Raw genomic sequence first — 23608 nt, 5'->3', positions numbered from 1 at the left:
GCAGCGCGCCGGGCTTCAGCGAGCCAGGCTTCGGCGGCAGGCGCTGCGGCTTCTTCGGCGGCGCCACCAGCTCCTCGATGCGGCGGCCCGACTTCACGCTTTCCGGGCGCGCCTCGAGAATGTCGAGACTGGTGTCGGAGGCGAGGTCACGCTCCTTGAACAGCAGCCAGTTTTTCTTGTTCTCGTCCTCGCCGGGCTTCGGCTTCAGCCTGGTCAGCATCCAGCCGCCGTTGAGCTTCTGCCCGGCCAGCCGGAACTTGAAGGCGCCAGTGCGCAGGCTTTTCTCGACATCCTCCATCGGCGCCCAGGTGCCGGTGTCCCAGACGATCATCGGCCCGCCGCCATATTCGCCTTCGGGAATGACGCCCTCGAAGTCGATATATTCGATCGGATGGTCCTCGGTCTCGACGGCGAGGCGCTTGTCGGCGGGGTTGAGCGAGGGGCCGCGCGGCACCGCCCAGCTTTTCAGGACACCTCCCACCTCCAGGCGCAGGTCGTAATGGTCGGCCGTGGCATGGTGCTTGTGGACGACGAAGCGGTTGCCGCCCTCGCCTGCCAGTCCGTCCGCCGGCTCTGGTGTCCGGCTGAATTCGCGCTTGGCACGGTAGGATTTGAGTTTGGAGGGCATGGGTCAGATGCCAAAGCGCAGAGCAGACAATCGCAAAGGCTGCGTTCCTTCGCGCCCCCCTCTGTCCTGCCGGACATCTCCCCCTCTAGTGGGGAGATTGGCAGTTCGAACGCCGGCACTCCCCCTAAAACGTTCGCGATGGGCGAAAGCGGCGGCGACATCTGATCTCCCCCCTTGTGGGGGAGATGTCCGGCAGGACAGAGGGGGGTACTGTCCCGCCAGCCTCTCAGTTGTCATCCTCAAATACTCAATCGTCGGCAGCCGGCGTCAGTTCCAGCTCGGCGGGCGAAAGCCCTTGCCTGAGTTGCGCCAGCCGGAACTCATCGACCCAATAGGCCTCGCCATCGACCAGCACGCGCGCGCTGTAAGTGCCGCCGGAAAAGCTCTGCGCGGTGACATAGATCTTGTGGCGGTCGAGCGCCTTTTTCACCGCGGCGCGGCGGGAATTTTCTCTGGCGACGGGACTGGCCATGGCCTCACTCTGTACACGCTGCCGATCAAAGGCGGCGCCTATAAGGATGGCGGAGAGCGGCGAATGAGTCAATTTGGCGCAGCTGGCGGCGATCACGCCTGCAACACGATAGATTGCGAAGCCTCCCGGCTTCGCAATCCGCGAGGCGCGGGCTGCTTAGCCAGCCATGGCCGCTGCCCTAATAGTCCATTCCCGCCCCCGGAGGCATTGCGGAACGGGTCTCCTTCTTCGGCTTTTCCGCCACCATCGCCTCGGTGGTGACCAACAGCCCGGCGATGGAGGCGGCGTCCTGCAGGGCGGTGCGCACCACCTTGACCGGGTCGATCACACCTTGGCCGTAGAGGTCGCCGTAATCGCCGGTCTGCGCGTTCCAGCCGAAAGAGAATTGCCCGTTCTCGCGCAGTTTGCCGACGATGATCGAGCCCTCGGCGCCCGCGTTCTCGGCGATCTGGCGCACCGGCGTTTCCAGCGCGCGGCGCACGATCTCGATGCCGGTCTTCTGATCGGGATTGTCGGCGGTGGCAGCGTCGAGCGCCTTCGCGGCTCTCAGCAGCGCCACGCCGCCGCCGGGCAGGATGCCTTCCTCGACCGCCGCGCGGGTGGCGTGCAGCGCGTCGTCGACACGATCCTTGCGCTCCCGAACCTCGACCTCAGTCGAGCCGCCGACGCGGATGACAGCGACGCCGCCGGCGAGCTTGGCCAGCCTTTCCTGCAGTTTCTCGCGATCGTAGTCGGAGGTGGTTTCCTCGATCTGCTGCCTGATCTGGGCGACGCGGCCCTGGATCTCGGGCTTGGCCCCGGCGCCGTCGACGATGGTGGTGTTCTCCTTCTCGACAGTGATCCGCCGTGCGCGGCCGAGCATCTCCAGCGTGACATTCTCCAGCTTGATGCCGAGATCCTCCGAGATGACCTGGCCGCCGGTGAGGATGGCGATGTCCTCCAGCATCGCCTTGCGGCGATCGCCGAATCCCGGCGCCTTGACGGCGGCGACCTTCAGGCCGCCACGCAGCTTGTTGACGACCAGCGTCGCCAGCGCTTCGCCCTCGACATCCTCGGCGATGATCAGAAGCGGCTTGGCCGACTGCACCACCGCCTCCAGGATCGGCAGCAGCGCCTGCAAATTGGACAGCTTCTTCTCGTGGATCAGGAGATAGGGCTCCTCGAGATCGGCACGCATCTTATCCTGGTTGGTGATGAAGTAAGGGCTAAGATAGCCGCGGTCGAACTGCATGCCCTCGACGACCTCGAGCTCGGTCTCGGCGGTCTTGGCCTCCTCGACGGTGATGACACCTTCATTGCCGACCCTCTGCATCGCTTCGGCCAGGAAGCGGCCGATCTCGGCGTCGCCGTTGGCCGAGATGGTGCCGACTTGGGCGATCTCGTCGTTGCGGGTCACCTTGCGGGCATTGGCCTTGAGCTCGGCGACGATCACTTCGACGGCCCTGTCGATGCCGCGTTTCAGATCCATCGGGTTCATGCCGGCGGCAACCGCCTTGTTGCCTTCCTGGACGATGGCTTGGGCCAGCACCGTGGCGGTGGTGGTGCCGTCGCCGGCAATGTCGCTGGTTCTCGACGCCACCTCGCGCACCATCTGCGCGCCCATATTCTCGAATTTGTCGACCAGTTCGATTTCCTTCGCCACGGTCACGCCATCCTTGGTGATGCGCGGCGCGCCAAACGACTTCTCGATGACGACGTTGCGACCCTTGGGGCCGAGCGTCACCTTAACCGCGTCGGCCAGAATATCGACGCCACGCAGCATCTTGTCGCGAGCTTCGGTGTGGAATTTTACTTCCTTGGCAGCCATTGAAACCCTCCCTCCGCGAGCCTTCTCCTGCAAGGGCTCGCATGTTCTATCGAACTAGCTTGGCACCGAGGGGTTTCAAGGGCGGCAGCCGGGAATTTTTCGACCCTGCCCGACTTCAACGCACTGTAATCACGGCGTTATTCAGGATCGCGCGGGCGCAAGAACGGGCGATTTCGAGAGCGGGCGGACTCGTGCGGCGCAGTATCGGAACACTTCGCCTCATCAGCTCGTTCAGATGGGCCCGGCAATTGTCGACCGGCCCTTGCCAGGCAGGCGCGCGGGCTGCAGTAGTGGGCCGCGTCACGTTGCGCCGGCGAATGAGGGAGATGGCAATGGTCCAGATCAGGGCAATGGCGAAAGAGGATCTGGCCGCTGTCTCGCGGCTGCTCGGCCAATCCTGGCGGCGGACCTATGCGCCGATCATGGGGGAGGAAAACACGGCCCGGCTGTCCGACGAGAAGCATGCGCCGGAAAAACTCGCGGCCGAACTCGAGGACGACAACAAGATGTCTTTCGTCGCCGAGCGGACCGACGGCTCGATCGCGGGCTACGCCATGGCGGCGATGGACGAGAAAGGCGATGTCGTGCTCGATCGCCTCCACATCGAACCGGAAGAGTTCGGCAGCGGGCTTGCCGTCGACCTTTTGCATGCCGTGCTTGCCGCTCATGCCGGCATTCCCAGCATAGCGCTGGAGGTGATCGAGGGCAACGACCGGGCGGTCGCCTTCTACCGCAAGCACGGCTTCGAGGTGGCCGAGCGCCGCCCGGCCGCGCATGGCGTCGGCGGTCATGCCTCGCTGATCATGCGCCGGCTGCTGCCGAGGGCTTGAGGCGCTGGACGTGTTCCGTCACGGCCCTATAATTTAGCCGGGTTGCAAATTCGGCCGGAGCAAGACGCATGAGCCTGGGCAAGCAGAAACTCGGGAGCCAGGGGCTCGTCGTCTCGGCCATCGGCCTCGGCTGCATGGGCATGAGCCAGTCCTACGGGCCGGCAGACGAGGCGGAGTCGATCGCGACGATCCACCGGGCGATCGAGCTCGGCTGCACCTTCCTCGACACGGCCGAGGTCTACGGGCCTTTCATCAACGAGGAATTGCTCGGCCGCGCCCTGAAAGGGCGGCGCGATCAGGTGACGATCGCGACGAAATTCGGCTTCCGCATCGTCGACGGCAAGCAGGATGGAACGGGGCGCGACAGCCGCCCGGAGCATATCCGCGAGGTGGTGGATGCCTCGCTGCAACGGCTCGCCACCGACCGCATCGACCTGCTCTACCAGCATCGCGTCGACCCCGCGGTGCCGATGGAGGATGTCGCCGGCACCGTCGGCGAACTGGTGGCGGAAGGCAAGGTGCGCTTCTTCGGCCTGTCGGAAGCGGGCATCGCCAACATCCGCCGCGCGCATGCCGTGCATCCGGTCTCGGCGCTGCAGAGCGAATACTCGCTGTGGGAGCGCAACCTCGAGCCCGAGATCATCCCGGCGCTTGTGGAGCTCGGCATCGGCTTGGTGCCATTCGCGCCGCTCGGCCGCGGGTTCCTCGCCGGCGACGTCAAGCGCGCGGAAGAGTATCCGGAGGGCGATTTCAGGCGCGGCGACCCACGCTACCAGGGCGAGAATTTCGACGCCAATGTCGCCGCGGCCACCGCCGTGCGCGACATCGCCGACGCCAAGGGCGTGAAGCCCGGCCAGGTGGCGATCGCGTGGCTGCTCGCCAAGGGTCCGGAATTCGGCATCGACATTGTGCCGATCCCCGGCACCAAACGGCGGACCTATCTGGAGGAAAATGTCGCGGCGGCCGACATCGAGCTCGACGCCACCGAGATGCTCGGGCTCGACATGGCGCTCTCGCCCGACAAGGTGTCAGGGCCGAGGTATAACGAGCGGACGATGTCGATGGTGGACCGGTAGGGGGCTCTAATCCCCCTCAAGGGGGAAATCGGCGCTACTTCTTCTTGCAATCCGGCAACGCCTCCATGGCCTTTCTGGCCTCGCCCTCGCTGGCGTATTTCTTCTTGCCGAGATCGATGACAAGCGTTCCGTCGGGCTTCTTCGGCACAATCTCGCACTGCTTCGAGACGGCATCCCTGGCGACCCAGTATTCCTCCGCTGCCATGGCGGGAAGGCCGATGAAGCCGGCGGCGAGGATTGCTATGGCGACGGTGCGAACCATTTCCTGGTCTCCATTTGCCTGTGTTGCCGGAAAGCAGGCCGCAAAGATCGGCGCCGGGACGGCGCCGGCACGCTGCTCTAGTCATGTTTTTCACGCAATTCCGAAACGCGTGCCCCGCGCTTCCGTTCCAGGCATCCGGCGGCGCCGTAACGGGCATGGAGAAAAACCCGGGGTGCGCCGACAAGGCGAGCCTTGACTTCGGCCGGACGGCCTCCAGATCGATTTTTGCCGATCTCGTGCGAGCGCCAGACATGCAAGGCTGCATTCCGGGCGCCGCCGGCGCGCTGAACAACCGGTCCGGCGAAACGCACAGCCAAAGGCTGTCCGGCACCGTCGCACCCGCATCGCCGTGCCAAAAAGGAGGAATTGAAATGGCAATTCGTGATCTCATTCCCTGGGCCAGGGAAGGCAATCAGGTTCCCGGATTCTATCGCGAGGGCGATCGCGATCCGTTCATGGCGCTGCACCGCGAGATGAACCGCCTGTTCGACGACGCGTTCCGCGGCTTCGGCGTCGGACTGCCCTCGGTCGGCGGCGCCTATGGCGGGCGTCCCGGATGGCCGAGCCTCGAAATCTCCGATACCGGCAGCGAAATCCGCGTCATGGCGGAAGTCCCCGGCATGGAGGAGAAGGACATCGAAGTGACGCTCGACGACGGCGTGCTGACGTTGCGCGGCGAGAAGCGGTCGGAGAGCGAGGACAAGGACAGGCAGTTCTCCGAGCGCTTCTACGGGCGCTTCGAGCGGCGCATTCCGATCGGCGCCGAGGTCGAGGAAGACAAGGTCAACGCGGCCTTCCACAACGGCGTGCTCACGGTGACGCTGCCGAAGAGCCAGCGCGCCCAGGCCAAGGCCAAGCGCATCCCGATCAGCGGCGCCGCCCCGAGTTCCGGCAAGAGCAAGCATTGACTGTGCCGGATCCCGGTTGCATGGCTCAGCCGCCCGAATGCGGGTCGACGCTATAGGGATGCGCCGGATAACCCGTGCCAATCGCGTCGCTCACCCGATCGATCCAGGCGCTGACCGCCGGATAATCGGCGAGCGCAAAGCCGCAATCCTCGGCTCGGTGGCTGTAGGCATAGACGGCGATATCGGCGACGGTGAGCGAGCCGCCGACGAGGAACGGCGTATCTTGCAGGCTGCGTTCGAGAGCGCCAAGCGCGCGGGCGCCCGCCTCGCGTTTGCCGGCAACCATCGCCTGGTTGCGCTCCAGCCGCCCGGTCAGCGTCCAGAAGCGCAGCGAGCCGATGACCGGCTCGACATGATACTGCTCGAAGAATAGCCACTGCATGACCTTGGCGCGGGAAAAGCGGTCCGCCGGCAGAAAGGGCGTGCCCTCAGCGAGGTAGACGAGGATGGCGTCGGACTCGGCGATCGCCTCGCCATTCTCCAGGCCAAGCACCGGGACGGCGCCGGCCGGATTGAGCTTGAGAAAGTCCTCCGTGTGGCTCTCGCCCTCGAAGATCGACACCTGCCGGGTTTCGTAAGCGATGCCGAGCAGCCCCAGCAAGACGCGCACCTTCCAGGCGTTTTGCGACGGCAGATAATCGTAGAGCGTGAGCATGGCTAGGTCCCCGGTTGACTGGGATTGGATTGGCATGGAGTGATGAGGGGTGCCACCCGATTTATGCCGCGCGGCGATCAAGGAACTCGGCTTATGCCATTTGCGCCGCAGCCGCCCTCACCGCCCCGCAATATCCTTCGCCACGGCCTGTGCCTCGATGCCGATCTCGCGCAGCAGGCCGGTGACCGGATTGTAGAAGCCGACGAGATAGACGCCGAGCTGCGAGGCGCCGGCATTCACCCCGCTTTTCCCAGGCCTGAGCTCCGCCGGCAGGAAGCCGTCATAGCCTGGCCGGTAGCCGGTGGCGAAGATCACAGCGTCGAAATTTTTCTCCTGCCCGTGGGCGAACTTGGCGCCATCCCCGGTGAAGCGGACGATGTCGGGCAGGATGCCGATCCTGCCCGCCTTGATCGCCGCCACCGTGCCGACATCGATGACGGGAATACGCCCGGCGTCGATCTGCTTGAGGATGCCGTCCTTCGGCCGGACGATACCGTATCTGTCGAGCCTGCCCAACGCCAGGTCGAGGATTTTTGGAAACATCCAGTCGTTCAGCGCCTGCGGCATCGGCCGGCTGGCGATGTCGACCATCTGGATCGGCACGCCGAAGAGCTGGCGCGGCACGATGTGGACGCCCTTGCGCACCGAGATCGTCGGACGGGCGCCGCTTTCGGCAAGGTCGAGCGCGATCTCGGCGCCGGTGTTGCCCATGCCGACGACCAGCACGTTCTTGGCCGTATAGGGCGCCGCTTCGGTGTAGGCGGCGCTGTGCAGCACCTCTCCCTTGAACACCTCGATGCCGGGGAAGGTCGGCACGACGGGCTCGGCATTGTTGCCGGTGGCGACGACGACCTTGCGGGCGGTGATCTCGCCGGCATCGGTCTCGATCAAGAGTCCTTCGCCCGCGCGGCGGATCGATTTCACGCTGACGCCGAAACGTGGCTTGAGGCCAAAACGCTCGGCATAGGCATCGAGATAGGCGACCACTTTTTCGCGCGGAACGTAGCGGGGATGGTTTTTGGGGAACGGCACAAAAGGCAGCGACGAAAAGGACTTCACCGTGTGCAGATGCAGCCGCCGGTAATGCCGCCGCCAGGCCGGCGCCACCTCGCTGGCCTTTTCCAGAATGGTGAAATCAACCCCTGCCTGTTTCAGGCAGGCGCCGACGGCCAGACCCGCCGGCCCGGCGCCGACAATGACGACGTTGGTGTCCAAGATAGCCTCCTCCCCCAAGGCGGGAAGAAGCTATGCCCGAGGTGACGGAGGAGCAAGTAGGGGAAATCACCTATCCTTCTCTCTCGACGGCGAAGATGCCGGACCGAGCGAGGCGGTGTTATCTCGCCACCCTCCAGGGTCACCGCCCAGCCCCCTCTCTTGCGATTTCCAACACCAGCTTCGCTAAAATGTTGAAATCGCTTTCTCCCCACGGGCGCCGGCGCTACTGCATCCCGCTAGGCACCTCGGGCTCGTCTTCGGGCGGTTCCAGAATCTCGATCAGCCGTGCCACCCTGGCGCCCGGCATCGCGTGGCCCTCGTTCACCAGCGCCTCGTCGGCGCCGATCCAAGCAAAGGCCTCGCGCAATTCCTCGAGGCTGGCACCGGTGAGCGCGATGTCGGCGATCACGGCCTCATCGACCGGGCCAAGAACGGAAATGATCTCGTTGCGGGTCATCCTTGTCTCCCCTGGGTCGGAACGATGCCAAGGAAACGGCGGGCGGGTGGAGCGGGGTCCGACGCCGCCGCCATCTTTGCTCCCGCGCCGACAACCGCTATGCACGAAGCCTCGCCCGCGATCCTACAGAGTCCTCATGAAACCCGCCCTGCTGCTTTCCGCCCTGCTGCTCGCCACGCCGGCCTCCGCCGACTGGAAGCCGGTCGAGAAAATCGAGACCTATGCAATCTCGGGGCAAACGGTGGAGGAGCTCTATGTCTCGATCGGCGAGAAAGGTCCGGTGATCGGCAAGGACTCGGCCGGCAACGAGCGGCGGGCGATCGCGCACACTTTCTTCAAGCTGACCTGGCAGCGGGACTACCGGCCGCAGGGCGGCGCCTGCGTGCTGAAGTCGGCGCGGCCAAAACTCATCATCACCTATACGCTGCCCAAACCCGCCGGGAAACTTGCCCCCGGCGTGCAGGCGCGCTGGAATGCGTTTGCCGATGGGCTCGCCGCGCATGAGAAGGTGCACGGCGCCGGCATCGTCGACATGGTGGACAAGATCGTCGCTTTCAGCATTGGCCTCACCGTCGCCGACGACCCCGGTTGCAAGAAGATCAGGGTCGGGCTGACACAATATCTCGACCAGCTCTCCAAAGCGCAGCGCCAGGCCAGCCGCGACTTCGACAACGTCGAGTTCGGCCAGGGCGGGAATTTGCAGAAGCTGATCGCAGCGTTTTTGATCGGCGGGTAAGAGGGACCAAGCGGCTGCGGCGGCCTACCCGCCGCGGCGAGCAGAGCTACAACGGAAGCACGAGCAGCCAATCTCCATTCCGCCGACGAGTCAGAATTTCTCGGGCAGGTGCAGATCTAGTATCTTAGTAATCGCTAATGTTTAATCGGCCGCCATTCGACGAGTTGTCGGCGCACGGCCCGGCTTGACTTCGCCTTGAGACAGGCTTGGCTCATCTGTCATCAGCGACGAAAGTATAAGCCTGCGCGCCGCCGCTTTACAGGCGGATTTGGTAGCGCTACCGTTTCACAGTCGCGTGACCCGGGGGGAGCTGGGGCAAACGTCGCCGACGCCAGTGGTGGATGCCTGCCGGCATCCGTTTCAGCCACGCCTGATAGAAACGGCTCCCGGCGAGACCTCGCAGGGACCATCGGGAGGAATTCGATGGCGTCTGTCGCGATTGGCAATGTCTACAAATCTTTCGGGGCCACCGAGATCCTGCATGGCGTCAGCGTCGATATAGAAGACGGCGAGTTCGTCACGCTTGTGGGGCCCTCGGGCTGCGGAAAATCGACGCTTCTTCGGATGATTGCCGGCCTGGAAAAAATCTCGCGCGGCCATATCTCGATCGGCAGCCGCATCGTCAACGACGTTGCGCCGAAGGAGCGCGACGTGGCCATGGTCTTCCAGAACTACGCGCTCTATCCGCACATGACGGTCGCCGAGAACATGGCGTTCTCGCTCATGCTCAAGGGAGTCCCCAAGGCGCAAAGCGATGCCGGGGTGAAGCGGGCGGCCGAAATCCTCGGGCTGGTTCCGCTTTTGTCGCGCTATCCGCGCCAGCTTTCGGGCGGCCAGCGCCAGCGCGTCGCCATGGGCCGGGCGATCGTGCGCGATCCGCAGGTGTTCCTGTTCGACGAGCCGCTCTCTAATCTCGACGCCAAGCTCAGGGTTCAGATGCGCGCCGAGATCAAGGAGTTGCACCAGCGGCTGAAGACGACGACGGTCTATGTCACCCACGACCAGATCGAGGCCATGACCATGGCCGACAAGATCGTGGTCATGCATGACGGCGTCGTCGAGCAGATCGGGCCGCCGCTCGAACTCTACGACCGGCCGAACAACCTGTTCGTCGCGAGCTTCATCGGCTCGCCCGCCATGAACATGCTCAAGGGCACATTCGCCAACGATGGCGCGCCTTCTTTCCGGGGCGCGGGAGGCGTTTCCCTGTCTTTGCCGAAACCACCTTCGATCGGCAACGGCGAAGCCATTGTGCTCGGAGTACGGCCCGAGCACCTGCGGCTGGCCGACGACGGCATTCCGGTCACGGTCGTGGTGATCGAGCCGACCGGCTCGGAAGTGCAGATCATCGGCCGGACGGCCGGCGGCGAGGACATCGTCGCCAATTTCCGGGAACGCCATTCCTTCGCGCCGGGAGAAACCATCCGGCTGTCGGTCGAGCCTGGCCCCATCCATCTGTTCCACGGCGAGACGGGCCAGCGGATCGAAGCGGCGCGCTAGAGCTACGCAACAAGGAAACAAACAGGAGGAAACGAGCATGAAGTTCACCAGACGCGACGTGATCCGCACGACCGCCGGCGCGGCCGCCGGAGCCTTGGGCAGCCGTTTCGTCGGCTCGAGCGCCTTCGCGCAAGAGGGCCTGACCTACAAGCCGGAGGAAGGCGCGAAGCTCAGGCTGCTGCGCTGGTCGCCTTTCGTGCAGGGCGACGAGGACCAGTGGCTCAAAAATACGAAGCGGTTCACCGAAGCGACGGGCGTGGAGGTCCGCGTCGACAAGGAGAGCTGGGAGGACATCCGGCCCAAGGCGGCGGTCGCCGCCAATGTCGGCTCCGGCCCCGACCTGATGCTCGTCTGGTTCGACGACCCGCACCAGTATCCCGACAAGCTGCTCGACGTGACGGAGCTGGGCGACTATCTCGGCAAGAAGTATGGCGGGTGGCACGACGGCCCGAAGCAGTATGCGACGCGCGAGGGCAAATTCCTCGGCCTGCCTCTGGCCACCATCGGCAACGCCATCGTCTATCGCGAAAGCTGGGTGAAGGAGGCCGGCTTCTCGGAATTCCCGAAGGACACGGCGGGCTTCCTCGAGCTTTGCAAGGCGCTGAAGGCGAAGGGGCATCCGGCCGGCTTCACGCACGGCCATGGCGTCGGCGACGGCAACAACTACGCTCACTGGCTGCTGTGGAGCCATGGCGGCCAGATGGTCGACGAGAAGGGCAAGGTCACGATCAATAGCCCCGAGACGCTGAAGGCGATCGAATACGCGCAGGAGCTCTACAAGACCTTCATTCCCGGCACCGAAAGCTGGCTCGACGTGAACAACAACCGCGCCTTCCTGGCCGGCGAAGTGAGCGTCATCGCCAACGGCATTTCCGTCTACAACACGGCCAAGGTCAACAAGGACAAGGATCCGAAACTGACCGAAATCGCCAAGGACATGCGCACGACCAACCTGCCGATCGGTCCCGTCGGGAAATCGGTCGAGCTGTTCCAGGTGACCACGGCCGTCATCTTCAACTACACGCCCTACCCCAACGCGGCCAAAGCCTATCTGCAGTTCATGTTCGAGGACCCGCAGATGTCGGACTGGATCACGTCGTCGGCCGGCTATTGCTGCCAGACGCTGAAGGCCTTCGACAACAACCCGGTGTGGAAGGCCGACCCGAACAATGCGGCTTACGCGAAAGCCTCGGCGACGCTGCGTCCCAACGGCTATGCCGGGCCGCTCGGCTACGCCTCGGCGGCGACCATGGCCGACTACGTTCTGGTCGACATGTTCGCCAAGGCCGTGACGGGCCAGGCCACACCGCAGGAGGCGATGGAAGAGGCGGAGAAGCGCGCCAACCGGTACTACCGCGTTTGATCATATCGATCACCGCTGGGCCGGGCAGCCGCGCCCGCGCTGTCCGACCCTTCCGGAAGCGCAGGGCGGCCGCTCGGCCGATCAACGAGACCTCGTAAGGAGCCGCTCCATGGCCGTGCCATCCGTTGCCGTTCAGCCGCGTTCTTCGATTCTGGCGCGTCTGGCCGAAAGCCGGAACGCGCTTGGCTTCGGCTTCATGCTGCCGGCGGCGGCGCTGCTCTTGGTGTTTCTCACCTATCCGCTCGGGCTCGGTGTCTGGCTCGGCTTCACCGATGCCCGCATCGGCCGTCCCGGCATCTTCATTGGCATCGAGAACTATCAATATCTGTGGAGCGACGGCGTCTTCTGGCTCTCCGTCTTCAACACCCTGCTCTACACGATAAGCGCGTCGATCCTGAAGTTCATACTCGGCCTCTGGCTGGCGCTCATCCTCAACGAGAAATTGCCCTTCAAATCGTTCTTCCGCGCGATCGTCCTACTGCCCTGGGTGGTGCCCACGGTGCTGTCGGCCATCGCCTTCTGGTGGATCTACGACTCGCAGTTCTCGATCCTGTCCTGGGCGCTGCAGCAGATGGGACTGATCGACCACCGGATCAACTTCCTCGGCGATCCGACCAATGCGCGCGCTTCCGTCATCGCGGCCAATGTCTGGCGCGGCATCCCGTTCGTCGCCATCACGCTGCTTGCCGGCCTGCAGACCATCCCACAATCGCTCTACGAGGCCGCCACCCTCGACGGCGCCAGCCGCTGGCAGCTGTTCCGCCATGTGACGCTGCCGCTGCTGACGCCGATCATCGCCATCACCATGACCTTCTCGGTGCTGTTCACCTTCACCGACTTCCAGCTGATCTATGTGCTGACCCGCGGCGGACCGGTGAACGCCACCCATCTGATGGCGACATTGTCCTTCCAGCGCGGCATTGCCGGCGGCCAGCTCGGCGAAGGCGCGGCAATCGCGGTCGCCATGATCCCCTTCCTGCTGGCGGCGATCCTGTTCAGCTATTTCGGCCTGCAACGGCGTAGGTGGCAGCAAGGCGGCGGAGACTGACATGGCCGCGATCAAGCAAGTCGAGCGCCCGGACATCGACGAAGGCGGCATGGGCTACCTTCAGAGCCTGCCGCGTCGAGTGGTGACGGTCTATCTGCCGCTCTTGGTGTTTCTGATCGTGCTGTTGTTTCCGTTCTACTGGATGACGATCACGGCGGTTAAACCCAATGTCGAGATGACCGACTATGTGAACTACAATCCGTTCTGGGTCGTGCATCCGACACTGGAGCACATTCGCTACCTGCTTTTTGAGACCTCCTATCCGGGCTGGCTGCTCAACACCGTCATCATTTCGACCGCCGCAACCTTCCTGTCGCTGGCGGCCGCGGTGCTTGCGGCCTATGCGATCGAAAGGCTGCGGTTCTCGGGGGCGCGGCAGGTCGGCCTCGCCGTGTTCCTCGCCTATCTCGTGCCGCCCTCGATCCTGTTCATCCCTCTGTCGGTGATGGTGTTCAACCTCGGCCTCTACGACACGCCGTTCGCGCTGATCCTCACCTATCCGACCTTCCTGATCCCGTTCTGCACGTGGCTGCTGATGGGCTATTTCCGCTCGATCCCGTTCGAGCTGGAGGAATGCGCGCTCATCGACGGAGCGAGCCGCTGGCAGATCCTCACAAAGATCGTGCTGCCGCTGGCGGTGCCGGGCCTGATCTCGGCCGGCATCTTCGCCTTTACCCTGTCATGGAACGAGTTCATCTACGCGCTGACCTTCATCCAATCGTCCGAGAAGAAGACTGTGCCGGTCGGCGTGCTCACCGAGCTCGTCCGCTCCGACGTCTATGAATGGGGAGCGCTGATGGCGGGTGCGCTGATCGGCTCGTTGCCGGTGGGCGTGCTCTATTCCTTCTTCGTCGAGCACTATGTGTCGTCGATGACGGGCGCGGTGAAGGAATGAGAGCGGAAATGCTCTAAAAGCTGATCTCCACCGCATCGGCGCTCCGCTTCGCCTCGCCGTGGAACACCGCCTCGATGTTGTTGCCGTCCGGGTCGAGCAGGAAGCAGGCATAGTAGCCGGGGTGGTAGGGGCGCTCGCCGGGTGCGCCGTTGTCCTTGCCGCCGGCCGCAAGCCCCGCCTCGTAGAAGGCATCGACCATGGCGCGGTCCTTCGCCTGGAAGGCGAAATGGTGCCGGCCGGTGAGCACGCCGAGGGCCGCGCGGCTGTCGGCGCTGGAGATGAAAAGTTCGTCCGCCCAGAAATAATCCTCGGCCTCGCCGCCGATCGCGATGCCAAGCACCTCGAGCACCGCGCCGTAGAAGCGTCGGCTCGCCTTGAGGTCGCGCACCACAAGCTGGATATGGTCGATGAGCCGGCCGCGATAGAGTTCCATAGGGGTGCCTCCTGTTGACGGGTCAAATCTAGATGGGACTGGTGCGCGGTCAATGTGGGGAGTCGGGGTCTGCTGACACTTGGGGACGTCGGCGGGACAGCGCCCCCCTCTGGCCTGCCGGCCATCTCCCCCACTTGGGGGGAGATCAGCCGTCACGCGGCCTTTCGCCAATCTCCAACGTCGCTAGGAAAAAGCGCCCGGGTCGAAGCTGCCAATCTCCCCACCCGTGGGGGAGATGGCCGGCAGGCCAGAGGGGGGCGCGAAGGAACGCGACCCTTCTGGCCGAATATCCATCAGCCCGGAAAATCCGGATAAAAAATGCAACCAGATTGTAGGATCGGTTTCTCCTCCGGCGTCCTTCGGACGCAAGCGGCACGGTGAGCCTGGAAAAACCGTGCTCCGCATCAAACAGGATATGCCTTATGGCATGGGAGAAAACCATGAATCATTCCTATCGTTGGGTCATCGTCGCGGCTGGCGCGCTGATGACCTGTGTGGCGCTCGGCGCGATGTTCTCGCTGGCGATCTTTCTCGAGCCGATGTCGCTCGACACCGGCTGGTCGCGCGCCGGCATTTCCAGCGCCATGACCTTGAACTTCCTCGTGATGGGCGTAGGCGGCTTCGCCTGGGGCTCAATCTATGATCGCCTCGGCGCCCGCCCCGTCGTGCTTGCCGGCGCGGTGCTGCTTGGCCTGGCTCTGGTGGTGGCGAGCCGCGCCAACTCGCTGCTGATCTTCCAGCTCAGCTACGGCGTGATCGTGGGCCTCGCCGCCAGCGCCTTCTTCGCGCCGATGATCGCGCTCACCACCGCCTGGTTCGACACCAACCGCAGCCTTGCCGTGTCGCTGGTCTCGGCCGGCATGGGCGTAGCCCCGATGACCATCTCGCCCTTCGCGCGCTGGCTGATCTCGGCTTATGACTGGCGCACCGCCATGTTCGACATCGGCGTGATGGCCTGGGTGCTTCTGCTCCCGGCCGTCCTGCTGGTGCGCCAGCCGCCAGCGGCGCTTGCGGCAGCCGATGGTGCACCGGCGCCTGTCACGGACGATCCCGGCATGAGCGTCGGCCAGGCGTTGCGCTCGCCGCAATTCCTGGTGCTGGGCATGACGTTCTTCGCCTGCTGCGCGGCGCATTCCGGCCCGATCTTCCACATGGTGAGCTATGCCATGGCCTGCGGCGTGGCGCCGATGGCCGCCGTCTCGATCTACAGCGTCGAGGGCCTCGCCGGACTCGGCGGCCGCCTGCTCTATGGTGTCCTCGGCGACCGGCTGGGCGTCAAGCCGGTGCTGATCACCGGCCTTGCGATCCAGGCCGCGGTGATCGCCGCCTATCTCGCGGTCGGCCGGATCGAGCAGTTCTACGTTTTAGCCGTCATCTTCGGCGCCACCTATGGCGGCGTCATGCCGCTCTATGCGGTCCTGGCGCGCGAATATTTCGGGCCCCGCATTATCGGCACGGTCTTCGGCGCCGCCACGATGCTCTCCAGCCTCGGCATGTCGTTCGGGCCGCTTGCCGGCGGCATGATCTACGACGCCTATGCCAGCTATTCCTGGCTGTTCATCGGCTCGGCGTTGGTCGGCCTCGGCGCCGCGGGCATCGCCATCGCCTTCCCGCCGCAGCCGAACAGGCAGCGGCTGCAGATGGCGTGAGCAGAAGCCGGGTTGCTCGCCTCCGCTGTCTCGGGGGCGAGCGACGGCTAAGCCGACACCCCTTCGAGGGCTATGATGCGTGTATGGGCGCAGCGGAAACGGATTTGCTTCAGCCTCTCATACTCCGGCGAGTCGTACCAAGCGGTGAGCGCGGTCATGTCGGGAAACTCGATGATGACCAGGCGGTGCGGCTCCCAGTCGCCTTCAAGCACCCGCGTCGCGCCGCCCCGCGCCAGATAGTGCCCGCCATAGCGGGCCTCGGTCGCCGGCACCTCGCGCCGGTACTCGTCGAATACGGCCATGTCGGTGACATCGACATCGGCAATCAGATAGGCGGCCATTCTTTGTCCCTCCTTATCTTCGCCAAAGCGCGGTTGAAAGGATACACGCTATATTAGCACACACTCATATCAAAGCCGGATGGAACTTCGCGTTGACAGGGTTGGCGCGAAATCCATTTGCCGGACGGCGGCGAGTGTGAAACTCTGAGCCAACGCTGCACCTGAAATGCCGGCCAGGCCGGCGCCTTGGTCTGGGGGAATTGCAGTGGCCGCAGGTATTGAAGCCGCAGAAGCCAGGAACTGGTCAAGCCTGCTGGTCGCGGCCGAAAAGGGCGACGCCAAGGCCGTCGGCGTGGAACTGGCGACGGGCGCCGACATCAACCAGGCCGACGAAGATGGCTGGTCGGCGCTGCATCTCGCCGCGCACAATGGCCATACTGCCGTGCTCGAAACCTTGATCGGCCACCCCGCAATCGAGGTGAACTCTCGAAACAAATGGAAGGGCACGCCCTTGAGCCTGGCCGCCGCCAAGGGTCATCTCGACTGCATACTGGCGCTGGTGAGGCACCCACAGATCGATGTCGATGCCCGTGCCGACTATTACGGCAGAACGCCGCTCATCGAGGCGGCAAGAAATGGGCACCTGGATATTGTCAAGCTGCTCGTCGAGAGTGGCGCGGACGTCAATCTGGCCGACAAGACGGGGCGCAACAGCGCGCTCATAGAGGCCATCAAGGGACGGCACTACGAAGTCGCGGAATATTTGCTTGACTCCCGGAAGGTGAACTTCCTCAACAAGGACATGCGGCTGAACGCGCTGATCTGGGCCGGCAGCGCGCGCAACGCTGAGCTCATCGGGAAGCTGGATGCCGCGATCCACGCTTTCTTCGATGGCAAGTGAGCAACCGACTTCAGTTTCGTAGCGCGATCGTCGCCGCCGCGCCGCCCATGCACACGGCAGCGCCGCGGTTGAACAGGCGCGTGGTGCGCGGCGACTGCAAGCTGCGCCGCGTGCCGGCGCCGGCGACCGCAAAGGGAAACTGTACCGCGGCCAAAATGATGGCGGTGATGGCCAGGAGGATCGGCACGTCGAGCGCGGACAGCGCGCCGATGTCGACCACCGTCGGCAGGATCGAGATGTAGAACAGCACCGATTTCGGATTGCCGAGCGTGACCAGCACGCCGGACAGGAAAGCGTTGCCGCCGCTTTTCACAGCGCCGGCCTCAGATGCCTCGAACGTCTCGCCCGCCCGCCAGAACTGGACGGCAAGCCAGCAGAGATAGGCGACGCCCGCCCACTTGATGACGATCAAGAGAAAGCTGAAGGTCTCGGCGACGAAGGCAAGCCCGGCGAGCACCGCGGCAAGGTAGAGAACGTCGCCCAGCACCATGCCGGCAGTCATCCAGGCCGCCTGCCGGTAGCCGCTCCGCAGCGCCTGCGCCACGATGGCGACGATCTGCGGCCCCGGGATGATGGCGGCGATCGCCAGCGCGCCGGAATAGGCGGCAAAGCCCGACAATGTCATTGGCGTGGAGTCCTTAGAGGTGGGATCGGATGGCGTGGCGACATTCTGTTGGCGGGGCGACGGTGTCAACCGGATCAAAGTTCCTCGCCCTCAGTGTTCAGTGCCGCGCCTATGATCCACCGACGCCTAAGGGTGGCCCGGTAATCTCCATATCGAATTGGGCCGCGATCGCTTTGATTTCTGCGAGATCGCGCGGAATCTCCAACCCTTGCGCCGCAACTGTCGGGAAAAGCTTTCGAGACCGCCCGGGGACAGAATGGCGATCCATCGTGCACGCTCAGCGACGACGAACGCGTGCTGGTAGCGCCGCTGATGATCGAGTCGACATGGTTCGCGACCGGCCGCCCCGCCGCGATCGTGTTCGTGGCCGATCCGGACAGTGCGCCGGACCAGTTGCGCAATCTCTATCGGCTGACCCCGGCCGAGGCCGCCGTGGCGATGGCGATCGCACGCGGCGAAGGGCTGCAGGCGGTCGCAGATCAGCTCGATATCAGCCTGACCACCGCGCGCACTCACCTGCAGCACGTATTCGAAAAAACCGAGACGCGGCGACAGGCGGAGCTGGTGCGCATCATCGCGGCCAGTGGGCCCTGCGTCCGACAATAAATAGCCGGAGCGCAGCCAGGCTTTTTCGCGGGCAGCGCTGCAATTGCGGAAGGTGGGAGATCGCTAATCGCCGCCGGCCGCCACCGTCTTCTTGACCACCCAGCGATGCTTGCCGATCTGGCGGTTGCGGCTGGAACCCTGGGCTTCGAACATCGCCAGCGTGCCGTTGTGCAGGAAGGCGCCGGCCGCCGCGCGCGCTTCTGTATCCTCCGGGTAGCTTTCCACCGTGCCGCCGCCGAGACAGGCGATTTCGACCAGCGCGCCGGCAAGGGCTGCCGCGGCCACGCCCTTGCCGCGAAAAGCCTTGTCGGAGAAGAAGCACGTGATGCGCCAATCCGGCAGCGCCACCAGCCCCTCGCGATAGGCGCGATAGTGTTTTATGCGCGGCAATTCGGCGGTCGGGCCGAACTGGCACCAGCCGACGCAGGCTGGACCGTCGAAGACGAGCGCAGCATGCGCCCGGCCCTCGCGCACCAGCGCCTGCTTCGCGTCGCGGTTACCGGCGGCGCCGACGCCCTTGGCATGGAAGGCCATGCACCAGCAGCCGCCCCACACGCCATTGTGCCGCTCGACCAGCGCGGCGAAATGCGGCCAGGTGGTCATATCGAGAGGCTTAATACTGAAGCTCATCGCCACCTCCTCCGGCGGCGAGGATAACCGATTTGAAGCGAAAGCTGGTATCTCCCCCTCGAGGCGGAGATCACCCGTCACCCCGTTCCCGAACGCAGCGCCTCCCTGCCCTCGTCGTCGCGGCGGAGCCGCGCGTCGGAGATCAGCACTACGGGGCATGGGCAGCGCCGCAGCACGCCGCTCGTCGTCTCGCCGAAGATGAGCTCCTCGCCCGGCCGCCGGGCCACTCCCATGACGATCAAAGCCGCGCTCCTGCCCGCCTGGCGGGTAATGGCATCGGCCGCAGCAGCCCGGCTGCGGATGGCGGTCTCGATCTCGACGCCATAGCGGTCGGCAAGCGCGACAATGTCCTTCAGCACAGCCTCCCTGCGGCGATGCGAGACGGTGTCGCGCGGTTCGTCGCGACCGGGGCGCGCGACATAGAGAACCTTGACCGGCGCGCCGGTGACAGAGGCGATGGAAAGCGCGAGTTCCGCGCCGCGGCGCGCGTTCGCTGTGCCGTTGACCGGCACCAGGATCTTGCCGGATCCCGGCCCAAGGCGCGGCATCTGCCGGCCGGCGCCGGCCGGCTTCAGCACCAGACAGAGAGGGCCCTCGAAGGCGCCCGCGACCTCGTTCAGCCGGCGCGAGAAGCCGCCCTTCGGGGTCACCGCTCGGCCGAGGCCGATGAGCAGCATGCCGTAGCCCTTGCGCGCCTCCTTGGCGACCGCCTCCGCGGAGAGCGGAGCATCGTGCCGGCGGCGCGTGAGCGGGACTTCATGCGCGGACTCCTCGTCGGCTTCCTTCGCCGCCTCGCGGCCCTCCTCGGCGCCCTTCTCGATCTCGTCCAGATGCGCCGCCTCGCCGGGCTCGGCTTCGCTTTCGCCGCTTGTATGAAGCATGGTTGTCGGCTTGCCGGCGCCTATGACACCGGCAAGGTAGGCGGCGAAGCGGCCGACGACGCCCTCGTCGACCACCACCAGCAGCCGCTCCAGATTGGTGATGAAGCCGCGCAGGTCGACCTCCTCTCGCTCCAGCCTTTTCTTCTCCGCCTCGCCCATCGGCAGCCGGCCGAGCGCCCAGCGCAGCGTCGGCGGCATGGCCAAGGTGGTGATGACGGCCATGGTGACGATCATGGTGAAGAGGTTGTGCGAAAGCACGCCGATCGACAGGCCGATCGAGGCGACGATGACCTCGGTCGAGCCGCGCGCGTTCATGCCGCAGCCGACCGCGATGCCCTCGGCGCGGCTCATGCCGGCTGCTTCCGCGCCGATGAAGGCGCCGCCGAACTTGCCGAGGCTGGCGATCGCCACCAATGCAACGGTGAGCAGCGCAAGCTGAGGGTCCATGAGCACGGTGAGGTCGGCCGAAAGCCCCGCCACGCCGAAGAACACCGGCATGAAAAGTGCAGTGATCACCCCGCGCAATTGCCCCTCGATGTGACGCGACAGGATCGGCGACTCGCCGACCAATATGCCGGCGACGAAGGCGCCGAGCACCGTGTGCACGCCGATCAGGTCGGTGATCAGCGCCATGGCGCCCATGATGGCGAGGATGACGGTGACGACCGCATATTCGCTCCGGAAGGTGTCGTTGGTCCAGCGGATGGCGTCGAAGACGATGCGGCGGCCGAGCGTGAAGGAAAAGGCCATGAAGAGGGCGACGCCGGCCAGCGTGAAGGCCAAGCTGCCGGCCTCGATGCGGCCGTGGGTGGCGATGCCGATGGTGATGGCGATGATCACCCAGCCGATCGTGTCTTCGATAATGGCCGAGGAGACGATGATCTGGCCGAGGTCGCGGCGCATGAAGTTCATCTCGCGCACCACCATGGCGACGATCTTGACCGAGGAGATCGACAGCGCCGTGCCGAGGAACAGGCCGGCGACGACGCGCTCGCTGCCCGCGGCGAGCAGCGTGTCCGGCATGAACTGCGCCGCCACGAAGCCGAGCACGAACGGCACGGCGACGCCGGCGGCGGAGATGGAAAAGCAGGCGCGGCCGACCCGTCGCACCAGCCTCAGATCCGTTTCCATGCCCGTCAGCAGCAAAAGCATCAAGACGCCCAGCTGGGCGATGGCGTTGATCATCGACTTCTGCGCGGCATCGCCAGCAAAGACCACGCGCTCAGCTGCGGGCCACAGCCAGCCGAGCAGCGAGGGCCCGAGCAGGATGCCGCCCATCAGTTGCCCCATCACCGCTGGCTGGCCGAGGCGCTCCAGCAATTCGCCGATGCCGCGGCCGACGACGAGCAGCAGGATGACTTCGAGAACGAAGATACCTTCGCTGGACATGCCGCTCTTCTCGGCGGTCCAGGCGACGGCCGGCATCAGCGCAAGCGCCGCCGCACTCAGCGCGATCGTCCAGCGCCGATTAGACATGAAGGACAATTTCTGCACCCCTCGATTAAGTCTGCGCATAACGGTTTGGCATATGCATCGGTTGCACGACAGGCCTCGTTTCCTTGCCCCTACGATAGTGGGGGCAGAGGTGGTTTGGCGAAGCCGAGACGGAGAGGGGGAGCGCCCTATGACGGCCCCTTTCCGTCCGCTTCGCGGACAGCTCTCCCGCGCTTTGCGGGGCGACGAAAGACTGCCCACAATTCTATTCAAATGCGATTGTGGATGTTTGCGTTTGGGTAAAGCGACTCGCGCATGGTCGAGACAAGGCGGGCAATAAGGAGAAGCTAATGAAAAGCGACTTTGCCGCCGCCCACCTGCACCTCGACAGGGCCTGCCACTATCTTCGCGGCGACGACGAGACCAGCCGCACGGCGCTTGCGGCGCTCGACCTTGTGATCGAGGCGGTCGCGACCGCCCAATATGCCCGGCCCGAGGCCGAAGTGGTGCCGTTTCCGGCGGCTTCAAAGCGGGCGCTGCCTCCCATCGCATCCTGACTTATCCGCCTGAAAGGCGGGAACATTTTTGCCGGCCGCACGTTACAGCGCATGGGGTGTGGCCGGTTCGTTTCGGCCGGCCACGGCGGGAGGCGCGTGGCAAGGGGATGTCGCAGGTCCAGACCATAAAGCCGGCCGAGGCGGCTGCGGCGCCGCGCGGGTCTGACGCGTTCGCGCTGAAGCTGACGTCTTCCGAATTCGCTACTACCATGTCGCATTTCCACCGCGCAGAGATCGCGCGCATGGCCGGCTGGCGCGACCGGCTCGACCGCACCAGCAACTGGGCGATCACCGTGGTGGCGGCGATGCTGTCGGTGTCGCTGTCGACGCCTTCCGCCCATCACGGCGTGCTGCTCTTCGCCATGCTTCTGATCACGCTGCTGCTCTGGATCGAGGCGCGACGCTATCGCTTCTTCGACGTCTACCGGGCGCGGGTGCGCCAGTTCGAGCGCTATTACTTCGCACAGATCTTTTCGCCGCAGCCGGATTTCGCCTCCAACTGGCTGGCAATCCTCGGCGAAGGCCTGCGCTCGCCGCGCTTCCTCATCACGCAGCGCGCGGCGCTGATCAGGCGGCTGCGCCGCAACTACGTCTTCATGTACACGATCCTGATGCTCGCCTGGGTGCTGAAGATCACCACGCCCAGCCTGTCGCGCGAAGGCTCGCCGATCGGCTTCGGCGCCTCGCTCCTCGACACCTTCCGTGTGGCGACGCTGGGTCCCATCCCCGGCGTCGTGGTGGTTTGCGGCGTCGTGGTGTTCTATCTCGCGATGCTTGCCGCCGCCTTCCTGATACGCGCCGACGACGGCGAGCTGTCGTTCGGCGACGTGCATGTGTGAGCCGGAGGCGTCAGCCTTCATCTTCCAGCAGCCCTTTCCACCCGATCACAATCCCGGCGGTCTGACGAAGCCGTCGGTAAGTCGCGCCAGCGCCTTGGCGACTGCCAGCAGCCTCATATCCGAATGGCGGCGGCCGACGAGCTGGGCGGCGATCGGCAGGCCCTCGCGGTCGAGGCCGATCGGAATGACGGCTGCGGGATGTCCGGTCAGGTTGAAGCGGCAGGCGTGGCTGAGCGCACTCCAGTAGGGCGTCTCGATGCCGTCGACGGGGATCGGCGCCCCCATCTCGCGGTGGCGGAAGGCGGTGCACATCATCGCCGGGCAGATCAGCACATCCCAGTCGTCGAAGAAGCGCTCCCAGGCGAAGATGAATTCGTCGCGCCGGTTGAGCGCCTCAAGATAGGCGGCCAAGGAGGGCGAGGCTTCGCGCGGCTGCCGGAAGGCCTGCGAGTACCAGGTGATAAGATCGGAGAACAGCGCCCGCTCGGCGTCGAAATCATGTGAAGGCAAGGCCTGTCCCACTCGCGCGCCGCCGACCTCGATCGCGCCGACAAAGCCAGCAATCGCGTCGGCGATATCGCGCGCGGTCGGCACGCCCGGAAATTCGGGCGCGAAGGCCACTCTGAGCGCACCCAGCGGCGGCTCCGGCGCTTCGTCCGTCGTCACCGGCGGAACTTCGGTGTCGAGGCCGTCGGCGCCGGCGATGATGCGGTGCGCAAGGATGAGGTCGTCGACGTCGCGGGCCAAAGGCCCAATGTCGAACAGGAGGCGGAAGGAGCGCGGCATGTCGGGCGGATCGGCATAGCTGCCGGTGATCGGCACCGTCGCCTGCGTTGGCTTGAAGCCATAGACGCCGCACAGATGGGCCGGCACGCGGATCGAGCCGCCGGCGTCGCTGCCGACCTCGAGCGGCACGAGCC

26 protein-coding genes are annotated in these 23608 nt (G+C 65.0%); 13 read left to right on the top strand and 13 right to left on the bottom strand.

Going from position 1 to position 23608, the window contains the following annotated elements; all coding sequences use genetic code 11:
* From DH10_RS19285 to groL, 3 genes are all read right to left on the bottom strand, one after another.
* Positions 1-628: DNA polymerase ligase N-terminal domain-containing protein (locus DH10_RS19285; protein ID WP_281423850.1), on the bottom strand; the 628-nt coding region annotated here is incomplete at its 3' end.
* 247 nt (positions 629-875) lie between these two features.
* Positions 876-1100 (bottom strand): hypothetical protein, encoded by a 225-nt coding sequence (locus tag DH10_RS19280; RefSeq protein ID WP_192247382.1) that lies wholly within the window; start codon positions 1098-1100, stop codon positions 876-878.
* Positions 1101-1278: 178 nt separating this feature from the next.
* The gene (gene groL, locus DH10_RS19275) at positions 1279-2907 is read right to left on the bottom strand and encodes a chaperonin GroEL (RefSeq protein WP_192247379.1); all 1629 of its coding nucleotides are present in this window, start codon (positions 2905-2907) and stop codon (positions 1279-1281) included.
* Between the two features lie 332 nt (positions 2908-3239).
* On the opposite strand from groL, the gene DH10_RS19270 reads away from it, so the two are divergent.
* Both DH10_RS19270 and DH10_RS19265 read left to right on the top strand, forming a co-directional pair.
* Complete coding sequence (locus DH10_RS19270; protein ID WP_192247376.1) at positions 3240-3737, top strand: GNAT family N-acetyltransferase; 498 nt, start codon at positions 3240-3242, stop codon at positions 3735-3737.
* A gap of 68 nt (positions 3738-3805) precedes the next feature.
* Positions 3806-4813, top strand: a complete 1008-nt coding sequence (locus DH10_RS19265; RefSeq protein WP_192247373.1) for an aldo/keto reductase — start codon at positions 3806-3808, stop codon at positions 4811-4813.
* Positions 4814-4847: 34 nt separating this feature from the next.
* Here the strand turns inward: DH10_RS19265 and DH10_RS19260 are convergent, their stop codons facing one another.
* Entirely contained in the window at positions 4848-5075 is a 228-nt protein-coding gene (locus DH10_RS19260) for a hypothetical protein (RefSeq protein ID WP_192247370.1), read from the bottom strand.
* A 371-nt stretch (positions 5076-5446) separates the two neighbouring features.
* Here DH10_RS19260 and DH10_RS19255 point away from each other — a divergent pair, with 371 nt between their 5' ends.
* Positions 5447-5983 (top strand): Hsp20/alpha crystallin family protein, encoded by a 537-nt coding sequence (locus DH10_RS19255; RefSeq protein ID WP_192247367.1) that lies wholly within the window; start codon positions 5447-5449, stop codon positions 5981-5983.
* 25 nt (positions 5984-6008) lie between these two features.
* Here the strand turns inward: DH10_RS19255 and DH10_RS19250 are convergent, their stop codons facing one another.
* The 3 genes from DH10_RS19250 to DH10_RS19240 form a co-directional block, all read right to left on the bottom strand.
* Complete coding sequence (locus tag DH10_RS19250; protein WP_192247364.1) at positions 6009-6638, bottom strand: glutathione S-transferase family protein; 630 nt, start codon at positions 6636-6638, stop codon at positions 6009-6011.
* 117 nt (positions 6639-6755) lie between these two features.
* Positions 6756-7853 carry a flavin-containing monooxygenase gene (locus DH10_RS19245; protein ID WP_192247361.1) on the bottom strand — a complete coding sequence of 366 codons (1098 nt, stop codon included), beginning with the start codon at positions 7851-7853 and terminating at the stop codon, positions 6756-6758.
* Positions 7854-8076: 223 nt separating this feature from the next.
* A complete protein-coding gene (locus DH10_RS19240; RefSeq protein WP_192247359.1) occupies positions 8077-8310 on the bottom strand; it encodes a hypothetical protein in 234 nt (77 codons plus the stop codon).
* Between the two features lie 136 nt (positions 8311-8446).
* Here DH10_RS19240 and DH10_RS19235 point away from each other — a divergent pair, with 136 nt between their 5' ends.
* The 5 genes from DH10_RS19235 (at position 8447) to DH10_RS19215 (ending at position 13852) form a co-directional block, all read left to right on the top strand.
* Positions 8447-9046, top strand: coding sequence for a DUF922 domain-containing Zn-dependent protease (locus tag DH10_RS19235; RefSeq protein ID WP_192247356.1), 600 nt, complete (start codon positions 8447-8449; stop codon positions 9044-9046).
* Positions 9047-9469: 423 nt separating this feature from the next.
* On the top strand, positions 9470-10546 hold the full coding sequence (locus DH10_RS19230; RefSeq protein WP_192247353.1) for an ABC transporter ATP-binding protein: 1077 nt from the start codon (positions 9470-9472) through the stop codon (positions 10544-10546).
* A gap of 37 nt (positions 10547-10583) precedes the next feature.
* Positions 10584-11909 (top strand): ABC transporter substrate-binding protein, encoded by a 1326-nt coding sequence (locus tag DH10_RS19225; RefSeq protein WP_192247350.1) that lies wholly within the window; start codon positions 10584-10586, stop codon positions 11907-11909.
* A 109-nt stretch (positions 11910-12018) separates the two neighbouring features.
* Positions 12019-12957 (top strand): carbohydrate ABC transporter permease, encoded by a 939-nt coding sequence (locus DH10_RS19220; protein ID WP_192247347.1) that lies wholly within the window; start codon positions 12019-12021, stop codon positions 12955-12957.
* Between the two features lies 1 nt (position 12958).
* Positions 12959-13852 carry a carbohydrate ABC transporter permease gene (locus DH10_RS19215; RefSeq protein WP_192385242.1) on the top strand — a complete coding sequence of 298 codons (894 nt, stop codon included), beginning with the start codon at positions 12959-12961 and terminating at the stop codon, positions 13850-13852.
* Positions 13853-13865: 13 nt separating this feature from the next.
* On the opposite strand, the gene DH10_RS19210 is transcribed toward DH10_RS19215, so the two are convergent.
* Positions 13866-14285, bottom strand: coding sequence for a VOC family protein (locus DH10_RS19210; protein WP_192247343.1), 420 nt, complete (start codon positions 14283-14285; stop codon positions 13866-13868).
* 440 nt (positions 14286-14725) lie between these two features.
* Here DH10_RS19210 and DH10_RS19205 point away from each other — a divergent pair, with 440 nt between their 5' ends.
* On the top strand, positions 14726-15934 hold the full coding sequence (locus DH10_RS19205) for an MFS transporter (RefSeq protein WP_192247341.1): 1209 nt from the start codon (positions 14726-14728) through the stop codon (positions 15932-15934).
* Between the two features lie 47 nt (positions 15935-15981).
* On the opposite strand, the gene DH10_RS19200 is transcribed toward DH10_RS19205, so the two are convergent.
* A complete protein-coding gene (locus tag DH10_RS19200; protein ID WP_192247339.1) occupies positions 15982-16275 on the bottom strand; it encodes a DUF1330 domain-containing protein in 294 nt (97 codons plus the stop codon).
* 205 nt (positions 16276-16480) lie between these two features.
* Between DH10_RS19200 and DH10_RS19195 the strand changes: the two genes are divergently transcribed.
* Positions 16481-17116: an ankyrin repeat domain-containing protein gene (locus DH10_RS19195; protein ID WP_192247337.1), complete on the top strand. Its 636-nt coding sequence runs from the start codon at positions 16481-16483 to the stop codon at positions 17114-17116.
* Positions 17117-17126: 10 nt separating this feature from the next.
* Here DH10_RS19195 and DH10_RS19190 read toward each other — a convergent pair whose 3' ends face one another.
* Positions 17127-17741: a LysE family translocator gene (locus DH10_RS19190; RefSeq protein WP_192385241.1), complete on the bottom strand. Its 615-nt coding sequence runs from the start codon at positions 17739-17741 to the stop codon at positions 17127-17129.
* A gap of 294 nt (positions 17742-18035) precedes the next feature.
* On the opposite strand from DH10_RS19190, the gene DH10_RS19185 reads away from it, so the two are divergent.
* Complete coding sequence (locus DH10_RS19185) at positions 18036-18347, top strand: helix-turn-helix transcriptional regulator (RefSeq protein WP_343221581.1); 312 nt, start codon at positions 18036-18038, stop codon at positions 18345-18347.
* A 63-nt stretch (positions 18348-18410) separates the two neighbouring features.
* Here the strand turns inward: DH10_RS19185 and DH10_RS19180 are convergent, their stop codons facing one another.
* Positions 18411-18977 (bottom strand): GNAT family N-acetyltransferase, encoded by a 567-nt coding sequence (locus DH10_RS19180; RefSeq protein ID WP_192385240.1) that lies wholly within the window; start codon positions 18975-18977, stop codon positions 18411-18413.
* Positions 18978-19054: 77 nt separating this feature from the next.
* On the bottom strand, positions 19055-21334 hold the full coding sequence (locus DH10_RS19175) for a cation:proton antiporter domain-containing protein (RefSeq protein ID WP_192247329.1): 2280 nt from the start codon (positions 21332-21334) through the stop codon (positions 19055-19057).
* Between the two features lie 308 nt (positions 21335-21642).
* Between DH10_RS19175 and DH10_RS19170 the strand changes: the two genes are divergently transcribed.
* Together DH10_RS19170 and DH10_RS19165 are read left to right on the top strand one after the other, a co-directional pair.
* Entirely contained in the window at positions 21643-21849 is a 207-nt protein-coding gene (locus DH10_RS19170) for a hypothetical protein (protein WP_192247327.1), read from the top strand.
* 107 nt (positions 21850-21956) lie between these two features.
* Positions 21957-22688 carry a DUF2270 domain-containing protein gene (locus tag DH10_RS19165; protein ID WP_192247325.1) on the top strand — a complete coding sequence of 244 codons (732 nt, stop codon included), beginning with the start codon at positions 21957-21959 and terminating at the stop codon, positions 22686-22688.
* Positions 22689-22733: 45 nt separating this feature from the next.
* Here DH10_RS19165 and DH10_RS19160 read toward each other — a convergent pair.
* On the bottom strand, positions 22734-23608 hold an 875-nt coding region (locus DH10_RS19160; protein ID WP_192385239.1), incomplete at its 5' end, for an amidase.

It is taken from the genome of Mesorhizobium silamurunense, assembly GCF_014843825.1.
In the GTDB taxonomy this organism is placed as follows: Bacteria; Pseudomonadota; Alphaproteobacteria; order Rhizobiales; family Rhizobiaceae; genus Mesorhizobium; species Mesorhizobium silamurunense.
Note: the sequence above shows the minus strand (reverse complement) of the source record. Positions and strands in the feature narration are given on the sequence as shown.

Excerpts from the sequence above, each read along its gene's own strand:
- DH10_RS19280 (WP_192247382.1), bottom strand. The coding sequence starts at position 1,100 with ATGGCCAGTCCCGTCGCCAGAGAAAATTCCCGCCGCGCCGCGGTGAAA.
- groL (WP_192247379.1), bottom strand. The coding sequence starts at position 2,907 with ATGGCTGCCAAGGAAGTAAAATTCCACACCGAAGCTCGCGACAAGATG.
- DH10_RS19270 (WP_192247376.1), top strand. The coding sequence starts at position 3,240 with ATGGTCCAGATCAGGGCAATGGCGAAAGAGGATCTGGCCGCTGTCTCG.
- DH10_RS19265 (WP_192247373.1), top strand. The coding sequence starts at position 3,806 with ATGAGCCTGGGCAAGCAGAAACTCGGGAGCCAGGGGCTCGTCGTCTCG.
- DH10_RS19260 (WP_192247370.1), bottom strand. The coding sequence starts at position 5,075 with ATGGTTCGCACCGTCGCCATAGCAATCCTCGCCGCCGGCTTCATCGGC.
- DH10_RS19255 (WP_192247367.1), top strand. The coding sequence starts at position 5,447 with ATGGCAATTCGTGATCTCATTCCCTGGGCCAGGGAAGGCAATCAGGTT.
- DH10_RS19250 (WP_192247364.1), bottom strand. The coding sequence starts at position 6,638 with ATGCTCACGCTCTACGATTATCTGCCGTCGCAAAACGCCTGGAAGGTG.
- DH10_RS19240 (WP_192247359.1), bottom strand. The coding sequence starts at position 8,310 with ATGACCCGCAACGAGATCATTTCCGTTCTTGGCCCGGTCGATGAGGCC.
- DH10_RS19235 (WP_192247356.1), top strand. The coding sequence starts at position 8,447 with ATGAAACCCGCCCTGCTGCTTTCCGCCCTGCTGCTCGCCACGCCGGCC.
- DH10_RS19230 (WP_192247353.1), top strand. The coding sequence starts at position 9,470 with ATGGCGTCTGTCGCGATTGGCAATGTCTACAAATCTTTCGGGGCCACC.
- DH10_RS19225 (WP_192247350.1), top strand. The coding sequence starts at position 10,584 with ATGAAGTTCACCAGACGCGACGTGATCCGCACGACCGCCGGCGCGGCC.
- DH10_RS19220 (WP_192247347.1), top strand. The coding sequence starts at position 12,019 with ATGGCCGTGCCATCCGTTGCCGTTCAGCCGCGTTCTTCGATTCTGGCG.
- DH10_RS19215 (WP_192385242.1), top strand. The coding sequence starts at position 12,959 with ATGGCCGCGATCAAGCAAGTCGAGCGCCCGGACATCGACGAAGGCGGC.
- DH10_RS19210 (WP_192247343.1), bottom strand. The coding sequence starts at position 14,285 with ATGGAACTCTATCGCGGCCGGCTCATCGACCATATCCAGCTTGTGGTG.
- DH10_RS19205 (WP_192247341.1), top strand. The coding sequence starts at position 14,726 with ATGAATCATTCCTATCGTTGGGTCATCGTCGCGGCTGGCGCGCTGATG.
- DH10_RS19200 (WP_192247339.1), bottom strand. The coding sequence starts at position 16,275 with ATGGCCGCCTATCTGATTGCCGATGTCGATGTCACCGACATGGCCGTA.
- DH10_RS19190 (WP_192385241.1), bottom strand. The coding sequence starts at position 17,741 with ATGACATTGTCGGGCTTTGCCGCCTATTCCGGCGCGCTGGCGATCGCC.
- DH10_RS19180 (WP_192385240.1), bottom strand. The coding sequence starts at position 18,977 with ATGAGCTTCAGTATTAAGCCTCTCGATATGACCACCTGGCCGCATTTC.
- DH10_RS19175 (WP_192247329.1), bottom strand. The coding sequence starts at position 21,334 with ATGTCTAATCGGCGCTGGACGATCGCGCTGAGTGCGGCGGCGCTTGCG.
- DH10_RS19170 (WP_192247327.1), top strand. The coding sequence starts at position 21,643 with ATGAAAAGCGACTTTGCCGCCGCCCACCTGCACCTCGACAGGGCCTGC.
- DH10_RS19165 (WP_192247325.1), top strand. The coding sequence starts at position 21,957 with ATGTCGCAGGTCCAGACCATAAAGCCGGCCGAGGCGGCTGCGGCGCCG.